Origin of the sequence: Corallococcus exercitus (assembly GCF_042231735.1) — a bacterium.
Taxonomy (GTDB): domain Bacteria; phylum Myxococcota; class Myxococcia; order Myxococcales; family Myxococcaceae; genus Corallococcus; species Corallococcus exercitus_B.
On record NZ_CP102577.1, the window covers coordinates 6,083,691 to 6,097,781 of the forward strand.

The window sequence follows — 14,091 nt, forward strand, 5'->3', positions numbered from 1 at the left end:
CCATCCGCGGGGAGGCCCGCCCGGCAGGCAGGCGGTGTCCGGCGGGCAATGCAATGGACATCCTTCAGGACCGTAGGAAGGGGCAAGGAGGAACGAAATCCATGTCGCGTCCCGGTCTTGCTGCGCTGCTGTCGTTCTTCATCCCCGGCGTGGGGCAGATCTACAACGGTGACATCCTGCGTGGGGTGTTCTGGCTCATCATCACGCCCGGCTTCTGGCTGGGCACGGGAGGCATCCTCGGCTGGGTGTGCCACATCATCGCCGCGGCCACCGCGTACAACCGCGCGGAGGACAAGGAGCGGCTGAGATACGGGATGGGCCAGGCACGCGCGCCTGAAGCGCGGACATGAAAAAGGGGCCCACCGGCCCCTCGCCCACCGCCGCCCCGGTGCCCTCATGGGCCGGGGCGGTGTTGCTTCATCAGACTCAGGTGTTGAACGCGTCGGGCAGCGGCTGCGGGCCCGGGATGATACCGGCGATGTCGGGATCCTCTTCGCCTGGCCCTCGCGCCGGACGGTTGTCCTTCTCGGTCTTGCGCTCGGCCTTCTTGGCGTCCTTCTCGCGCTGCTTCTGCTGGCGCGCCATTTCCTTCTGCCGCTTCGTGGACCTTCCCTGCATGGAACCTCCGGGGAAACATTGAGCGAAAAAGAGGCCCGGCCCCTTCAAGGCCGGACCTCGTGGATGCGTGAAAAGCAACCGAGCCGGTAGGCTCAGCCGACCGGGCGGACGTTCTCCGCCTGGAGCCCCTTGGGGCCCTTCTTCACGTCGAACTCCACCTTCTGGCCCTCGGCCAGGGTGCGGAAGCCGTCCGACTGGATGGCCGTGTGGTGGCAGAACACGTCCGGACCACCGCTGTCCTGCGTGATGAAACCAAAGCCCTTCGCATCATTGAACCACTTCACCGTACCACTTGCCATGATCTGCTTCCTTGTCCCACTGGCAACCCCGCGAAATCGCCGGACTGCCCGCCCCCGAATTTTGGGGCGAAGACCGCGCCTTAGCCCTGAACAGGCATGAAGTCGAGCCGGGAACCACTCCCGGCCCTTCCCACGCCGTCGAAGGTAACAACCTCGATCTGGCGGTGAAACGCCTTCGTGGGGCGGTGCATTTCCCGCTGGCTGACGCTCCAGGCAGCCAGGGGTGACACCTCCAGGGGTCCCCGGTGTTCCGGAATAGTTTTCAGCCCTGAACACTTCCACCCGGACGTGGCCTATCGTGGATGCCCCGTCCCGGAATCACCCCTGCAGCCCCCAATCGTGAGGCGTCCCTCCCAGTGACAAACCCGACCCGTGTGACCTTTGGCCAGCGCGATGCCTCCTTCGCGGAGGACCTGAAGCGACGCGTCTCCGAATATTTCGAGACCCGGAACCTTTCGCAGCGGGCCAACAAGGCCATGTACGTGAAGGCCCTGTCCATCCTGGGCTTCACCGGGGGCGTCTACGGACTGCTGCTCAGCGGTCACTTCAATGCCTGGGGCATGCTGGCCCTGGCGGTGCTGATGGGCGTGGCCATCGCGGGCATCGGCTTCTGCATCGGCCATGACGGCGTGCACGGCTCCTACAGCGACGACGCCCGGGTGAACGGCGTGGTGGGCTTCGCGTTCGACCTCATCGGCGCGAACAGCTACATGTGGCGCATCACCCACAACGTCCTGCACCACACATACACCAACATCCAGGGCATGGATGAAGACCTGACGGTGAGCCCGCAGCTGCGGCTGTCGCCGCACAGCGAGTGGAAGCCGTACCACCGCTTCCAGCACCTGTACGCGTTCACGGCGTACTCGCTGACCACGGTCTTCTGGGTGTTCGCGAAGGACTACAAGTACTTCTTCCAGAAGGACCTGGGCCCCTACAAGGACAAGAAGCACGCGCCCGCCGAGTGGGCCCGCCTGCTGGCGATGAAGGCCGTGTACTACGGCTGGACGCTGGTGATTCCGTGGCTGGTGCTGGACGTCACCTGGTGGCAGTTCGTGGTGGGGCAGCTGGCCATGCACATGACGGCGGGCTTCATCCTGGGCATCGTCTTCCAGCTGGCCCACGTGGTGGAGAACGCGGACTTCCCCGTGCCGGACACGGACGGCAAGGTGGAGGACGCGTGGATGGTGCACCAGCTGCGCACCACCGCGAACTTCGCCCGCAAGAACCGCCTGCTGAGCTGGTACGTGGGCGGCCTCAACTTCCAGGTGGAGCACCACCTGTTCCCCAAGGTGTGCAGCATCCACTACCCGGCGCTGAGCGAAATCGTGAAGGCCACCGCCCAGGAGCACGGCCTGCCCTACATCGAGGCGGTGACCTTCCGCGGCGCCGTGGCGTCGCACTACCGGATGCTCAAGCGGCTGGGCCGTCCGCCCGCGGTGGAGGTCGTCCCGGAGCAGCCCAAGCCGGACCTCGCCGTGGCGGCCTGATCCACGAAGCTGGCGCGCGGTAGCCCCCAGGGGCCGCCCTCCTCACGAAGGAGGCGGCCCCTGCTGCTTTTCAGGCGCCCGCGGTCCGGAGCGCGGCCAGGAGCTCGCCCGCCGAGGAGACCACCGCGCGAGCCCCGTGCGCGTGCAGCTCCGCCGCCGTGCGGAAGCCCCAGGTGACGCCCACGCCGTACATGCCCGCGGCCTTCGCGGTGTCCATGTCCACGGAGGTGTCCCCCACGAAGCCACACGCGTCCGGCGCCACGCCCAGCTCCGCCGCCAGGGCCAGCGCCGCCGTGGGGTCCGGCTTGCGAGGGATGCCCGGCCGCTCACCGTACACGGCCGTGAAGCGCACGCCCGGCAAGAGCCTGGCCGCCAGCCGCTTCACGAAGTCGTCGGACTTGTTGCTGAGCACGCCCAGCCGCACGCCGTCCGCCGCCAGCGCCACCAGCGCGTCCTCCACGCCCGGGTAGGCGCGCGTGCGGTCGAACAGGTGGGCGTCGTAGTAGGCGTGGTAGGTGGACAGCACCTGCCCCTGGAGCGCGGGGGCCGCGCCGCCGGTGGCCCGCTCGGCGAGCTTCGCCACGCCCTCTCCCACGAAGCGCAGGTAGGCGGCCTCCGGGTGCGGCGGCAGGCCGTGCTGCGTGAGGGCGTGGTTCATCGCCGTGGCGATGTCCCCCAGCGAGTCCACCAGCGTCCCATCCAGGTCGAAGAGCACGGCGCGCAGGAGCATGATGGGCGCTTCTCTAGCAGAAACGCGAACGCCCCGACCCACGGAGGGTCAGGGCGTCTTTTGTAAAGCGCGGACCCCGGAACCGGCCGGGATCCGCCGCGAAGCTGTTGTCCTACGGGGTGACGGCGGCGGTCTTCTCACCGGCCGCGGCGCCACCGGCCTGGATGACGGCGAAGTTGATGTTGCCGTAGCCGGCCGTGGCGCAGCTGAACATCACCCGCTTGATGACCTTGAACTGGACGTCCTTGTTGGCCTGGATGTTCACGTCGCCCTTGAAGGCTTCGCCACCACCGGCCATGGAGTGCAGGTCCTCGAACTGCTTCTTCATGTCCCGCAGCTTCTCTTCCAGCGCGGGGATGTTGAGGTACTCGTCCTTGGTGAGGTCCTCCACCCGGCCCACGATGGTGCCCGACACGCTGACCTGGTCGTTGGACACCATCACCACCGGGTGCATCTCCACTTCCTTCACGTTGACCGCTTCGGGGAGGACGATGTCCTTGGTCATCATCAGCACCTCACCCGTCGCGGAGAAGTTCGCGATGAGGAAGAGCACGATGATGACGAACATGTCGACGAGCGGGGTGATGAGCAGGTCGGCGTTGCCGTTCTTCTTGCCGTGACCGCCGTGGCCGAAGACCTTGGAGTGCTCCAGCCGCTTGCCGTACCGCTTTCCGGGAACCTTGATGCCCATGGCTTGGGTGCTCTCCTGTTAGCCCATCGCCGCGGAGACCGACACCTGGGGCAACCCGGAGCCGATGCACTCGTCGATGATACGGACCAGGTCCTCGTAGCGGACCGCGTCCTCGGTCTGAAGGGTGATGGCGGCCTGGTCCGGCAGCTGCGCCTTCAACTCCTTGAAGCGCGCGACCAGCTTGGTCAGGTCCGGACGGCCCTTGTCATCCCGGGTGAGGGGAATGGGGTCGAAGGCGCTCTGGTCGGCGGTGAGGCGCATCTCCGTGGCCGAAACCAGGAGGGTGAGCTGCACCGTCTTGAGCTTCTCCTCCGGCTGCTCCTGCTCGTCCGTGGAGGCCCCGCCGGCCTGCGACACCTGGAGACGGCCAATCTGGGTCCAGACCGCCGTCATGATGAGGAAGCTGATGGTCACTGCCATCAGGTCGATGAAGGGCACCATGTTGATGGCGGTGTCGAGCGGCTTCTTGCCACCCTTTCCACCGGTGCCCAGGTCCATTCCGCCGGCCATGGCGACTACCTCCCAACCCTACCGCGCTCTTCGCGCACGAACGACGTTTCAAGAAGACTGCGAAGGAAGGCGCGCCCTACCGGCCATCCCCTGGACTCGGGGTCTCCAGACAGCGCGCCAGGACTTCAGGTTCCACGTCCACCGCTCGACGGCTCGAGGAGGACTACTCCTCGGCGTGGGCGTGAGCGGAGGCCGGGATGTTCAGGTTCTTGAACTTGTCGCGGTTGGCCACGATGAGGTTCAGCACGGACACGCTGGTCTCGTTGATGTCGTTGATGATGCCCTGGGTGCGGCCCATCAGCACGGAGAAGGCCACGAGCGCCGGGATGGCCGTGAGCAGACCGAAGCCCGTGCAGTTCATGGCTTCCGAGATGCCGTTCGCCAGAATGGTGGCCTTGTCGGCCGGGTTCACGTTCGCCACCGCCTCGAAGCAGGTGATGAGACCGTTCACCGTGCCCAGGAGGCCCGCGAGCATCGCCGCGTTGCCGAGCATCGCCAGGTAGCCCGTGCGCGCCTCCAGGCGGGGCGTCTCACGCAGGCTGGCCTCGTCGAGCGCCGCCTGGACCTCTTCCTGGCCCTTGGGCACGTTCATCAGGCCGGCCTTGACGACGTTGGTCAGCGGCGTGCTCTTCTGGCCGGCCACGTAGTTGATGGCCTTGTCCAGGTCGCCCGCGTAGATGTGCTTCTTCAGCCCGCGCAGGAAGCCTTCCTTGTTGATGGAGGCCTTGCCGAACAGGACGATGCTGCGCTCGACGATGATGGCAAGCGCGATCACCAGACAGAGCGCGATGGGGTACATGCCGGCCTGACCGGACTCCCAGCGGCGCCCCAGCTCCTGCAGGAAGGTCTCATTGCTTCCGCCGGCGTTGGCGAGGACGGACAGATTGGCTACGAACCCCAGGTTCATCACGGAAAGCCTCCAGATGAGCGGAGCGACACGCGCTTGCGGGCCGCTTCGCACTGCTACCGGCCGGGTGGACATCCACCCAGGTCAGCGGCAGGAATTTTGGATCACGGTGGCGCCGAGTCTAGGAACCGCTCCCAGGCGTGTCAAGGCAGGCACCCTCAGCGTTAGTTACTGAAATCTCACAGGAATTTTGCGTTGGCTCGCGGCTTGCCAAGTCGCTCCCCAGGGCACACGACGGGCCCTTTCCAGTGGCTTGCGCAACAGGCGTGCCAGCGATTTGGGCACCTTGGGATGCCGTGCTAGGCGGGGAAACCATGGCCAGGAAGCGCATTGGTGAGCTGCTGGTGGAACGCGGCGCGATCACCCCCGCCCAGCTGGAGGCGGGGCTCGCGGCGCAGCGACAGACGCGGCAGCGGCTGGGCGTGACGCTCATCGGGCAGGGCGCCATCACGGAGGCCACGCTCGCCCAGGCGCTCAGTGAGGCCCTGGGGATGCCCCAGGTGGACCTGGCGGCGATCACCCCGGACTGGGCGGCGGTGCACCTCTTGCGCGCGCGCTTCTGCGAACAGCACGACCTGTTCCCCTACGCGCTGGAGAACGTGGGCGGCCGGCGCCAGCTGGTGGTGGCCATGGCGGATCCGCTGAACATCACCGCCATCGAGGAGATCGAGTTCACCAGCGGCCTGAAGGTGAGCGGCCGGGTGACGGCGCTGTCCGCGGTGCGCGGCGCCATCCTGCGCTACTACCACAAGGTCCCCGTGGCCACGGGCCCCCGCCCTGCCCCGGCGCGTCCGCCTGCAAGACCCGCTCCGGCACCCGCGCGTCCGGCCGTGGAGGACGACGAGGAGGTCATCGTCGGCGAGGAGCTGCCGGCGGCGGAGAAGACGCAGCGCACGTCGCTGGCGGACCTCATCCGCGAGCGCGAGGAGCAGGCGAAGCGCAAGCGCGGCGGCGCGGGCTCGGGGGACAAGGGCAAGGCGAAGGCGCCGTCGTCCGGGGGCGGCGTGCTGGACGACCTGGACTACCTCTTCGGCCAGGCGGCGCGCGAGGAGCCGGACCGGCTGGAGGAGCTGGAGCGCCGCTTCTGGGCGCTCATGCGCATCATGGCGCGCAAGGGCCTGCTCACGAACGAGGAGTTCCGGCGCGAGCTGGACGACGAGGGCGGCGAGGGCTGAGAGGCAGCGCCCGCCGTCCCGTCAGTCCGCCGCCACGGGCAGCCGCACCGTGAAGGTGGTGCCCTGCCCCAGCGTGCTCTCCACGGTGAGGCGCCCGCCGTGGTTCTCCACGATGCCCTGGCAGATGGACAGGCCCAGGCCCGTGCCGCGGCCTTCGGGCTTGGTGGTGAAGAAGGGCTCGAAGATGCGCGACAGGTTGCGCGGCTCGATGCCGGTGCCGGTGTCGCGCACGCGCACCACCGCCTCCGTGCCCTCCTGCAGCGTGGACAGGTACACCTGTCCGCCGGGCTGCATGGCGTGGCAGGCGTTGGTGATGAGGTTGACGAACACCTGCACCAGGTTGGCGCGCACGGCGGCCAGGGGCGGCACGTCGCTCGCGTATTCGCGCTGCACGCTGACGCGGGCCTGGGAAACGACGTGCTCGCAGAAGCCCACCGCCATGTCCACGACGGCGTTGAGCGACACGCGCTCCGGCCGGTCCTGCGCGGGCCGCGCGTAGCTGACCAGGTCGCGGGTGAAGCGCAGGATGCGGTGGCTGCTCTCCAGGATCTTCTTCAGCTTCTCCTGGTCCGCGGGGTTCGCGCCCGGCGTCATCCGCGAGCGCTGCAAGAGCGCGTCCGCGTAGGTGGCCACCGCCGTCATGGGGTTGTTGATTTCATGCACCACGCTGGCCGCGAGCTGCCCGATGGAGGCCAGCTTCTCCGCGTGGATGATGCGCTTCTCCAGCTCCTTCACCACCGTGACGTCCTGGCCAATGGCGATGACGCCCTCCACCTCCCCGGGCTGGGTGAGCATGGAGGAGGTGGCGAAGGACACGCGCACCTCGCCGCCGTCGCGGGTGAGCAGGCGCGTCTCGAAGTTGTTCACGGACTCGCCGCGCATGGCCGCGGCCAGCACGGGCGCCAGCCGCAGCTGCTCGCTGGACGCCACCAGCGAGGACAGGTCCCGGCCCAGCACCTGGTCCTTGGACAGGCCGGTGAGGGCGCTCAGGGCCTGGTTGAAGACCACGACCTGCTTGTCCCGGTTGACCACCAGGATGAGCGCGTTGGCCTTCTCCAGCAGCTCCTCCAGGTACTTGCGCACGAACGTCAGCTCGTCGATGAGCTTCGCGTTCTTCACCGCCACGGCGACCTGGCTGGCCAGCTGGAGCAGCACGCGCTCGTCGTGCGCGGGGTCCGCGTCCAGCCCCTCCGGGTACTCCATGTTGATGGCGCCGAAGAGCTGGCCGCTCGCGACCAGGGGCGCGCTCACCGCGCGGGTGCTGCCGTGGAAGAGCAGCGGCACCTCTTCGGAGATGGACACCCGCCCCTGCGGCAGCGCCGTCACGGTCAGGTTCGTCTTCTCCACGGAGCGCTGGAAGAGGACCAGCGGCTCGTGCGCGCCTTCCTTGAGGCGGCCTTCGGCGTAGAGCGACGTGAGGCCGCCGCTGCGCGCGTCCACGATGCGGATGCAGAAGGCGCGGCCGGGGAACAGCTCCTTCACGCCGCGCGCCACCGCGGCCACCAGCTCCTCCTCGCCGCCGGCCTCCGCCACGCTGCGGCCCAGGTCCAGGAGCACGCCCTCGGTGCGCGCCTGCTCCAGCAGGGCCCGCTCCGCGACCACCAGCCGGCCGCTGATGACCTCCGTGTCCACGCGGGCGCGCACCGCCACGGTGTCCGCGCGGCGAGACAGGGCGAGCACCAGCGAGGTGCCGCTCTGGAGCACGAGGTCGACCTCGTGGGACTGCCCGTCCTCCGGCGCGACGGCGCTCGCCAGGGCCTCCGCCAGCACGTCCACGGAGATGTCATGCGCCGCGCAGAAGCGGCGCAGCGCGGGGTTCACGGCGGCGATGCGCAGGGACACGTCGCAGACGGCGGCGGGCTCGTCGAGCGCGTCGAAGAAGGCCTGGAAGGCGTCGGGGGCCAGGGTTCCGGACGGACGCACGGCGCGGACCTCACTCTTCATGGGAGCTGGCCTTGTCCAAGTCGAGGATCTGCTGCGCCCCCACGTACGACTTCACCTCGAAGCGGGTGATCTTCCCGATCTTCCGGACGATCTCCGCCATGCGCTCCGCCTCGCGGTAGATGATGTCCACCGGCCTGTAGGCGAAGTCCTCCTCCTTGAGCTTGCGCTTGAGCAGCTCCGCGTAGCCCATCACGGAGGTGAGGGGCTGGTTGAGCTCATGGGCCGCGGTGCCGGCGAGCGCGACGATGACGGCGTTCTTCTCGCTCGCCTCCAGGCGGTTCTCCACGTCCGACAGCTTGCGCTCCAGCTGCACCCGGTCCCGGAGGTCCGTGAAGATGCCCACGGTGAAGGACTCGCGGCCGCCCTCGTAGACGATGGAGGCCGTCATGTTCACGGGCACGCGCTCGCCGGAGCGGTGCATCAGCTCCTGGCGCGTGAGCGACAGCCGGCCCTTGCCGCCCAGGTCCGGCCCGCGCAGCTGGGCCATGATGCGCTGGGCGACGCCGGGCGGGTAGAGCTGGAGCGCGTTGAGCTTCTCCTGGGCCTCCTGCGCGGTGTAGCCGCACATGGCCTCCGCGCCCTTGTTGAAGAGGATGATGCGCCCCTTCAGGTCGGCCGCGATGATGGCGTCCACCGACGAGTCGATGAGCCGCTCCAGGAAGTCCTTCGTGTTGCGCAGCTCGTCCTCCAGCTTGCGCGCGTGCGTCACGTCGCGGAAGGACAGGATGGTGGCCGCGTCCTCGTCGCGCAGCGGCGCCGCGGACATGGACAGCGTGAGGCACCTTCCCGCGGGCGTGCGCACCACCACGTCCACGCCCATGCGCGCCTCGCCGCGCGACGCGGACGTCACCAGCTCCATCAGCACGCCGTCGTCCACCGGCTGCGTGATTTGGTTCAGGTGCTTGCCCCGGGCCTCGCCCGCGGACGTGTCCAGCATCTGCGCGCCCGCGGGGTTGAGCGACAGCACGGCGGCCTCGTCGTCGAGGATGGCCACGCCCTCGCTCACGTGGGCGAAGAAGAGCTGGTAGGGCTTGAACGAAGCGGCCTTCTCCTCCGCGGCCAGCCGCGCCGTCTGCACGGACTGGAGCACCGACGCGCTCCGCAGCGCCACCGCCGTCGCGTGGGCCACCGTGGTGAGGAAGTCGATTTCGCGCGTGCTGAACGCGCGCCTGCGTCCGGCCGCGCGCAGGAGCAGCACGCCGCGCACCTGGCCCCGGATGGGCAGGGGCAGCGCGGCGATGGCGTGGATGCCTCGCGCGGCCACGGCCCGGCGCTCCAGGTCGCCCAGCAGCGGGTGCGTGGCGGCCTCCTGCATCACCACGGGCTTGCCGGTGCGCACCACCTCGCGGATTTCGGGATAGCGCGCCAGGTCGATGCGCAGGTCCTTCATGCCCGGGTCGTCGCTGGCGGCGACGATGACGCCCTCGTCCACGCCGCCGCCCACCATCACCAGCGTGGCGCGCGCGATGTCCAGCTGCTCCGCCAGACGCCGCGTCACGCCGTGCAGGAGCGCTTCCACGTCGGAGCTCTCCGCGTAGTCGGCGGTGAGCTCCAGCAGCAGCGCCAGGTCCGTCTGGCTGCGGGCCTGCTCCTCGCGCTCGCGGTGGCGCTCCGCGGCGCGCTGCAGGCGCCAGGTGAGCTCGTGCGGCAGCCCCTGGTGGGTGACGATGTCCGCGGGGCGCAGCGTGTCCACGGCGGCGAAGCCGCGCGGCTCCGGGGACACCACCGCGATGAGCGTGAGGTGCGGCCCGTTGAGGGACGTGAGCAGCTCCACCACGGCGGGGCCGCAGCCGGGCGCGGTGAGGTCCACCAGCGCCAGCGAGGCGTCGTCCGGGTCGTCCACCACGCGCAGGCCCGCGCGTTCCGCGGAGGCGTTCAGGGGTTCTCGGGCCACCGACCCGGGGGGGACCAGGACGATGCCGAAGGCGGGTTCCGACGGGGCCGACACGGGGCGCAGGACTCCGGAGCGAGGGGCCCCGGAGTCTACACAACCCCGGGGGTCAGGGGCAGCCTGACTCGAAGGCGCCCTGGTCCGGCGCCGCCCCGCAGAAGGGCAGCCCCAGGGACAGGCCCGCCTCGCGCGCGGGGGACTGCGCCGCCAGCTGGTAGTCGTCCGAGCCCGTGTCGACGAAGGCGGGGGCACGCTCCTGGGAACGCTTGTCCAGGCCTGCCTTCGAGCGCCAGTCCGCCAGGCTCACCGTGGCGCCCTCCAGGTTGAAGGCCACCGCGCCGCCGCTCCGGTAGTACAGGTTGCCGTCCACCACCGCGCCGCCCCGGCCGGAGCCCCCGCGCGCGGCGGTGCCGCAGCCGGCGAAGATGTTGTTGCGCACGTCCAGGCCCTGGCTGGAGCCGTTGGAGCCCGCGCCGAAGATGAGGCACGCGCCGCTCAGGTTCCACACGGTGTTGTGCTGCACCTTCACGTCCACGGACGCGTCCACGCGGATGCCGGTGCCCTCCTCGCCGTCCGCCGCGCCCAGGCCGTCATGGATGACGTTGCGGCGGAGGATGACGCGCGTGGGAGGAGCGCCCTCGCGGTTGCCGCCAATCTGGATGGCGCGCGCGTTGGCGTAGAAGACGTTGTCCTCCAGCGTGACGTCGGACGGGGACATGTGGACGATGACGCCCTCGCCCGCGGACGTGGACACGGCGCGGTGGTTGTAGATGGTGTTGCCGCGCAGCGTGACGCGGGTGCACGTCTTGATGTCCGCGCCGTTCTCCCGGTTGTCGTGGAGCAGGTTGTCCTCCACGAGCAGGTTGTCGAACGGCGTGCCCGGGTTGGTGGCGCCCCCCTCCGGCCCCAGGCACTGCACGCCGTCGCCGGAGTTGTGGTGGATGTCATTGCCGCGCACCACCACGTTGCTCGCGGAGGTCTGCACCGCGACGCCGTGGCTGTCCACCTCGCCCTGGTCGAAGTGGGAGATGTCGTTGTTCTCGATGAGCACGTCGTGCGCCTTGTCCGTCACGTAGACGCCCGCGCCCTCCTTGCCGTTCTTCAGGATGCTGTCCTTGAGCACGCCGTGGTGCGCGCCCGAGCCGCGCCACATCACCGCGAAGGTGGACTCGCCGCCCACGTCCACCGTGAGCCCCTCGATGTTCCAGTACGCGCCGCTCACGTCCACGAGCGACGTCTTGCCAATGGAGCCGCCCTTGAGGATGGCCGTGGCGCCCGGCGCGGCCCTCAGCGTCAGCGGCTTGGACGCCGTGCCCTGCCGCTCCGTCAGCTGCACGTGTTCGCGCCACGTGCCGGACAGGAGGAACACCGCCTCGCCGGGCTTCACCAGGGACAAGGCTCGCGCGACCGTGCGCAGGGGCAGCGCTTCCGTGCCCGCCGCGGAGTCGTTGCCGCTGGGGGACACCCAGAGCACGCGCGTGTACTGCGCTTCGGCGGGCGGCGGCGGTTCGGGCTCCTGCGGTTCCGTGGGCGGCGGGTCCACCGGATCCGTGGGAGTGCTTCCACCGTCCTCCGTGGCGACACCGCCGTCCACGCCGGGGTCCGTGCCCGCGTCGGCCGGGCTCTGGGGCCGCCCGGGCGGGGTGACGATGGGTGGGGTGGACGTGCCCGGAGGCGTGGCTGTCACGGGCGCGGGTTCGACCTTGCCGGTACAGCCGACGGTGCCAGCAAGCATCCCGGTGGCGCAGACGAGGGTCGTCAGGGTCAGGCGGAAGCGCATGGGGGCTCCTCGTGGGGTTCACGGCGCGGGGGTGCGCTCGCGGGGTCGGCCGGCAACGGGAACACGCGTGCCGCGCATTCCCCGTCAGCCTGAGACGTCGCCGACGCCTGGTTGCCGGGCGGTCGGGCAGGAGTGTGAATCCGCGCGGTTGGGCCTGGCGACAGGGGCCCGCGAATGTGCCGGAGAGTGGGCACCGCACGCAGGACGGGCTTCATGCCTCCCACCCGGGAGGCCCCGTCCGAGAGGCGCGACAAGGTCCACCGCCGGGCCTGTCCTGGCCACTGCCCGGAGGGACGACGCGGCTGCCCTGGAGACACGCGGGCCGTGTCCTCCGGAAGGAAGGCACGGCCCGGGCACGGCAAGGGATGACGGCGTCAGGGCGCGGTGGAGTCCCGGGCCTCGCGGCCGAGGAGCGCATCCAGCTCCCCGCGCTCCTCCAGCGCGTACAGGTCATCACAGCCGCCGACGTGGCGGCCCCCGATGAAGATCTGCGGCACCGTGTGGCGGCCGCAGCGCTCCATCATCTCCTCGCGCCGCTTCTCGTCCGCGGCGACATCCACCTTCTGGAACTCGCAGCCCTTCTCGTCGAGCAGGGCCATGGCCTGACGCGAATAGGGGCAGGTGCGCTTCATGTAGACGAGGACCTCGTGCATCACGACCTCCTGCGTCGAAGGGTGGGGACTCCGGCTGGGGTCCGCCACCCGGCGCGAGGGCGCCCGCTCCCCTGCCCGGCCTCCTCAGCGAGCGCCGGACACGGGAACGCCCGCGGGCAGGCGCGTGGCGGCCTCCCGGGCACGGTCGCGCAGGTCCCATGCGTACAGGGCGCACCACTGGAGCACCGCGGTGAGCACGAACAGCAGCGGCCACAGCGGCGTGTAGTGCAGCCGCAGGAGGTACAGGCCCACGTAGTACACGTAGAACTGGAGCACGAACGCGAGCAGCGAGTGCCGGCCGATGACGCTCGCCGCCTTCAGGTAGCGCGACAGGTATCCGGCCTGCTCGGCGCGCATCAGCAACCCCATCAGCGCGAGCACCGTGCCGCCGTAGAGCGCGACGTAGGCGGGCCCCGGCGGGTACTTCTGCGCCTGCGACGTGAGCGCCATCAGCGTGTCGAAGCCCGCGCCGTGCCACAGGTGGTGCACCGCGATGTGGAGCACCACCAGCCCGGCGCCGCCCATGGCGATGCCCAGGCCCACGAGCTCGAAGCGCCGGCCCGCGCCCTTCACGTCCGCGCGGCCCCAGGTCCCCAGCCACTCGCCGAACATGCTGCCCACCAGGTACACGCCCAGCCACGGCACCACCGGGAAGCCGGAGAGCAGCACGGTCAGCTCGCGCTGGCCGAAGAAGACCTCCTTGAACGCGCGCGCCACGACCCACTCCGGCCACCAGCACAGGCTCACCGTCCAGCTCAGTGCGAACAGCCCCAGCCCCAGCATCGCGCGGGCCCGTCCGCCCAGCCGCGTCACCACCCAGGGCCCCACGAGCAGCGCCACGCCGAGGGTGTCCGTCACCGGCAGGGCGCGCAGCAGCACCAGCGACTCGTCCGGCCAGAAGCGATACGTGGGCACGATGAGCAGGTGGCCCGCGGTGAGCAGGAACAGGCCCCGGCGCTGGAGCCGCGTGCGCAGCGGACCGAAGTCGCGGCTGCGCGCGTGCAGCAGCCCCAGCATCAGGCCGCTGATGACCATGAAGCCGGGCGTGGCCAGCCTCGTCAGCAGGTTGATCCGCTCGCGCAGGTGCACGGCCTCACCGCCCAGCGGATAGAGATAGGCGTCCGTGAAATGAGACAGGAACACGAGCAGCATCACCGTGCCCCGCATGGCATCCACCGCTTCCAGCCGTCCAGAGGCGGAGCGCGCCCCCGACACCTGCTCGCGCTGCATGGGAAATCCTTTCGGAAGAAGGCGCGCGGCGATGGCATCCCCCACCCGCCATTCGCGGGTGCCTGCCCTGCGCGCCTGCCGTAAGGGATACCACCGCCCCCATCAAAGACAAACATCCGGCGGATATACCTTTGGCACTGGAATCCTTGTCACGCCAAGCACCGCGCTCATGC

At 69.7% G+C, this 14,091-nt stretch carries 14 protein-coding genes; 3 read left to right on the forward strand and 11 right to left on the reverse strand.

Annotation, left to right across the window (positions count from 1 at the left end; all coding sequences use genetic code 11):
• The first annotated feature begins 101 nt into the window (after nucleotides 1–101).
• The gene (locus tag NR792_RS24020; protein ID WP_375755009.1) at nucleotides 102–350 is read left to right on the forward strand and encodes a hypothetical protein; all 249 of its coding nucleotides are present in this window, start codon (nucleotides 102–104) and stop codon (nucleotides 348–350) included.
• 76 nt (nucleotides 351–426) lie between these two features.
• Here the strand turns inward: NR792_RS24020 and NR792_RS24025 are convergent, their stop codons facing one another.
• Together NR792_RS24025 and NR792_RS24030 are read right to left on the reverse strand one after the other, a co-directional pair.
• The gene (locus NR792_RS24025) at nucleotides 427–618 is read right to left on the reverse strand and encodes a hypothetical protein (RefSeq protein ID WP_207054606.1); all 192 of its coding nucleotides are present in this window, start codon (nucleotides 616–618) and stop codon (nucleotides 427–429) included.
• A 92-nt stretch (nucleotides 619–710) separates the two neighbouring features.
• On the reverse strand, nucleotides 711–917 hold the full coding sequence (locus NR792_RS24030; RefSeq protein WP_014400218.1) for a cold-shock protein: 207 nt from the start codon (nucleotides 915–917) through the stop codon (nucleotides 711–713).
• Between the two features lie 356 nt (nucleotides 918–1,273).
• On the opposite strand from NR792_RS24030, the gene NR792_RS24035 reads away from it, so the two are divergent.
• Entirely contained in the window at nucleotides 1,274–2,407 is a 1,134-nt protein-coding gene (locus tag NR792_RS24035) for a fatty acid desaturase family protein (RefSeq protein WP_375755010.1), read from the forward strand.
• 70 nt (nucleotides 2,408–2,477) lie between these two features.
• Here the strand turns inward: NR792_RS24035 and NR792_RS24040 are convergent, their stop codons facing one another.
• The 4 genes from NR792_RS24040 to NR792_RS24055 form a co-directional block, all read right to left on the reverse strand.
• Nucleotides 2,478–3,137: an HAD family hydrolase gene (locus NR792_RS24040; RefSeq protein WP_375755011.1), complete on the reverse strand. Its 660-nt coding sequence runs from the start codon at nucleotides 3,135–3,137 to the stop codon at nucleotides 2,478–2,480.
• 112 nt (nucleotides 3,138–3,249) lie between these two features.
• On the reverse strand, nucleotides 3,250–3,828 hold the full coding sequence (locus tag NR792_RS24045) for an ExbD/TolR family protein (RefSeq protein ID WP_375755012.1): 579 nt from the start codon (nucleotides 3,826–3,828) through the stop codon (nucleotides 3,250–3,252).
• Nucleotides 3,829–3,846: 18 nt separating this feature from the next.
• Nucleotides 3,847–4,338: an ExbD/TolR family protein gene (locus NR792_RS24050; protein WP_375755013.1), complete on the reverse strand. Its 492-nt coding sequence runs from the start codon at nucleotides 4,336–4,338 to the stop codon at nucleotides 3,847–3,849.
• Between the two features lie 163 nt (nucleotides 4,339–4,501).
• A complete protein-coding gene (locus NR792_RS24055; protein WP_375755014.1) occupies nucleotides 4,502–5,245 on the reverse strand; it encodes a MotA/TolQ/ExbB proton channel family protein in 744 nt (247 codons plus the stop codon).
• A 314-nt stretch (nucleotides 5,246–5,559) separates the two neighbouring features.
• Here NR792_RS24055 and NR792_RS24060 point away from each other — a divergent pair, with 314 nt between their 5' ends.
• On the forward strand, nucleotides 5,560–6,420 hold the full coding sequence (locus tag NR792_RS24060; protein ID WP_375755015.1) for a hypothetical protein: 861 nt from the start codon (nucleotides 5,560–5,562) through the stop codon (nucleotides 6,418–6,420).
• 21 nt (nucleotides 6,421–6,441) lie between these two features.
• On the opposite strand, the gene NR792_RS24065 is transcribed toward NR792_RS24060, so the two are convergent.
• The 5 genes from NR792_RS24065 to NR792_RS24085 all read right to left on the reverse strand — a co-directional run bounded on the left by NR792_RS24065 (nucleotide 6,442) and on the right by NR792_RS24085 (nucleotide 13,918).
• Entirely contained in the window at nucleotides 6,442–8,364 is a 1,923-nt protein-coding gene (locus tag NR792_RS24065) for an ATP-binding protein (protein WP_375755016.1), read from the reverse strand.
• On the reverse strand, nucleotides 8,354–10,312 hold the full coding sequence (locus tag NR792_RS24070; RefSeq protein WP_375755017.1) for a PAS domain S-box protein: 1,959 nt from the start codon (nucleotides 10,310–10,312) through the stop codon (nucleotides 8,354–8,356). Before NR792_RS24070 ends, NR792_RS24065 begins: the two co-directional genes overlap by 11 nt.
• 52 nt (nucleotides 10,313–10,364) lie before the next feature.
• On the reverse strand, nucleotides 10,365–12,035 hold the full coding sequence (locus tag NR792_RS24075; RefSeq protein ID WP_375755018.1) for a nitrous oxide reductase family maturation protein NosD: 1,671 nt from the start codon (nucleotides 12,033–12,035) through the stop codon (nucleotides 10,365–10,367).
• Nucleotides 12,036–12,409: 374 nt separating this feature from the next.
• The gene (gene grxC / locus NR792_RS24080; protein ID WP_375755019.1) at nucleotides 12,410–12,688 is read right to left on the reverse strand and encodes a glutaredoxin 3; all 279 of its coding nucleotides are present in this window, start codon (nucleotides 12,686–12,688) and stop codon (nucleotides 12,410–12,412) included.
• An 84-nt stretch (nucleotides 12,689–12,772) separates the two neighbouring features.
• Nucleotides 12,773–13,918, reverse strand: coding sequence for a heparan-alpha-glucosaminide N-acetyltransferase domain-containing protein (locus NR792_RS24085; protein WP_375755020.1), 1,146 nt, complete (start codon nucleotides 13,916–13,918; stop codon nucleotides 12,773–12,775).
• Between the last annotated feature and the right edge of the window lie 173 nt (nucleotides 13,919–14,091).

Excerpts from the sequence above, each read along its gene's own strand:
- NR792_RS24020 (WP_375755009.1), top strand. The coding sequence starts at position 102 with ATGTCGCGTCCCGGTCTTGCTGCGCTGCTGTCGTTCTTCATCCCCGGC.
- NR792_RS24025 (WP_207054606.1), bottom strand. The coding sequence starts at position 618 with ATGCAGGGAAGGTCCACGAAGCGGCAGAAGGAAATGGCGCGCCAGCAG.
- NR792_RS24030 (WP_014400218.1), bottom strand. The coding sequence starts at position 917 with ATGGCAAGTGGTACGGTGAAGTGGTTCAATGATGCGAAGGGCTTTGGT.
- NR792_RS24040 (WP_375755011.1), bottom strand. The coding sequence starts at position 3,137 with ATGCTCCTGCGCGCCGTGCTCTTCGACCTGGATGGGACGCTGGTGGAC.
- NR792_RS24045 (WP_375755012.1), bottom strand. The coding sequence starts at position 3,828 with ATGGGCATCAAGGTTCCCGGAAAGCGGTACGGCAAGCGGCTGGAGCAC.
- NR792_RS24050 (WP_375755013.1), bottom strand. The coding sequence starts at position 4,338 with ATGGCCGGCGGAATGGACCTGGGCACCGGTGGAAAGGGTGGCAAGAAG.
- NR792_RS24055 (WP_375755014.1), bottom strand. The coding sequence starts at position 5,245 with ATGAACCTGGGGTTCGTAGCCAATCTGTCCGTCCTCGCCAACGCCGGC.
- NR792_RS24060 (WP_375755015.1), top strand. The coding sequence starts at position 5,560 with ATGGCCAGGAAGCGCATTGGTGAGCTGCTGGTGGAACGCGGCGCGATC.
- NR792_RS24065 (WP_375755016.1), bottom strand. The coding sequence starts at position 8,364 with ATGAAGAGTGAGGTCCGCGCCGTGCGTCCGTCCGGAACCCTGGCCCCC.
- NR792_RS24075 (WP_375755018.1), bottom strand. The coding sequence starts at position 12,035 with ATGCGCTTCCGCCTGACCCTGACGACCCTCGTCTGCGCCACCGGGATG.
- grxC (WP_375755019.1), bottom strand. The coding sequence starts at position 12,688 with ATGCACGAGGTCCTCGTCTACATGAAGCGCACCTGCCCCTATTCGCGT.
- NR792_RS24085 (WP_375755020.1), bottom strand. The coding sequence starts at position 13,918 with ATGCAGCGCGAGCAGGTGTCGGGGGCGCGCTCCGCCTCTGGACGGCTG.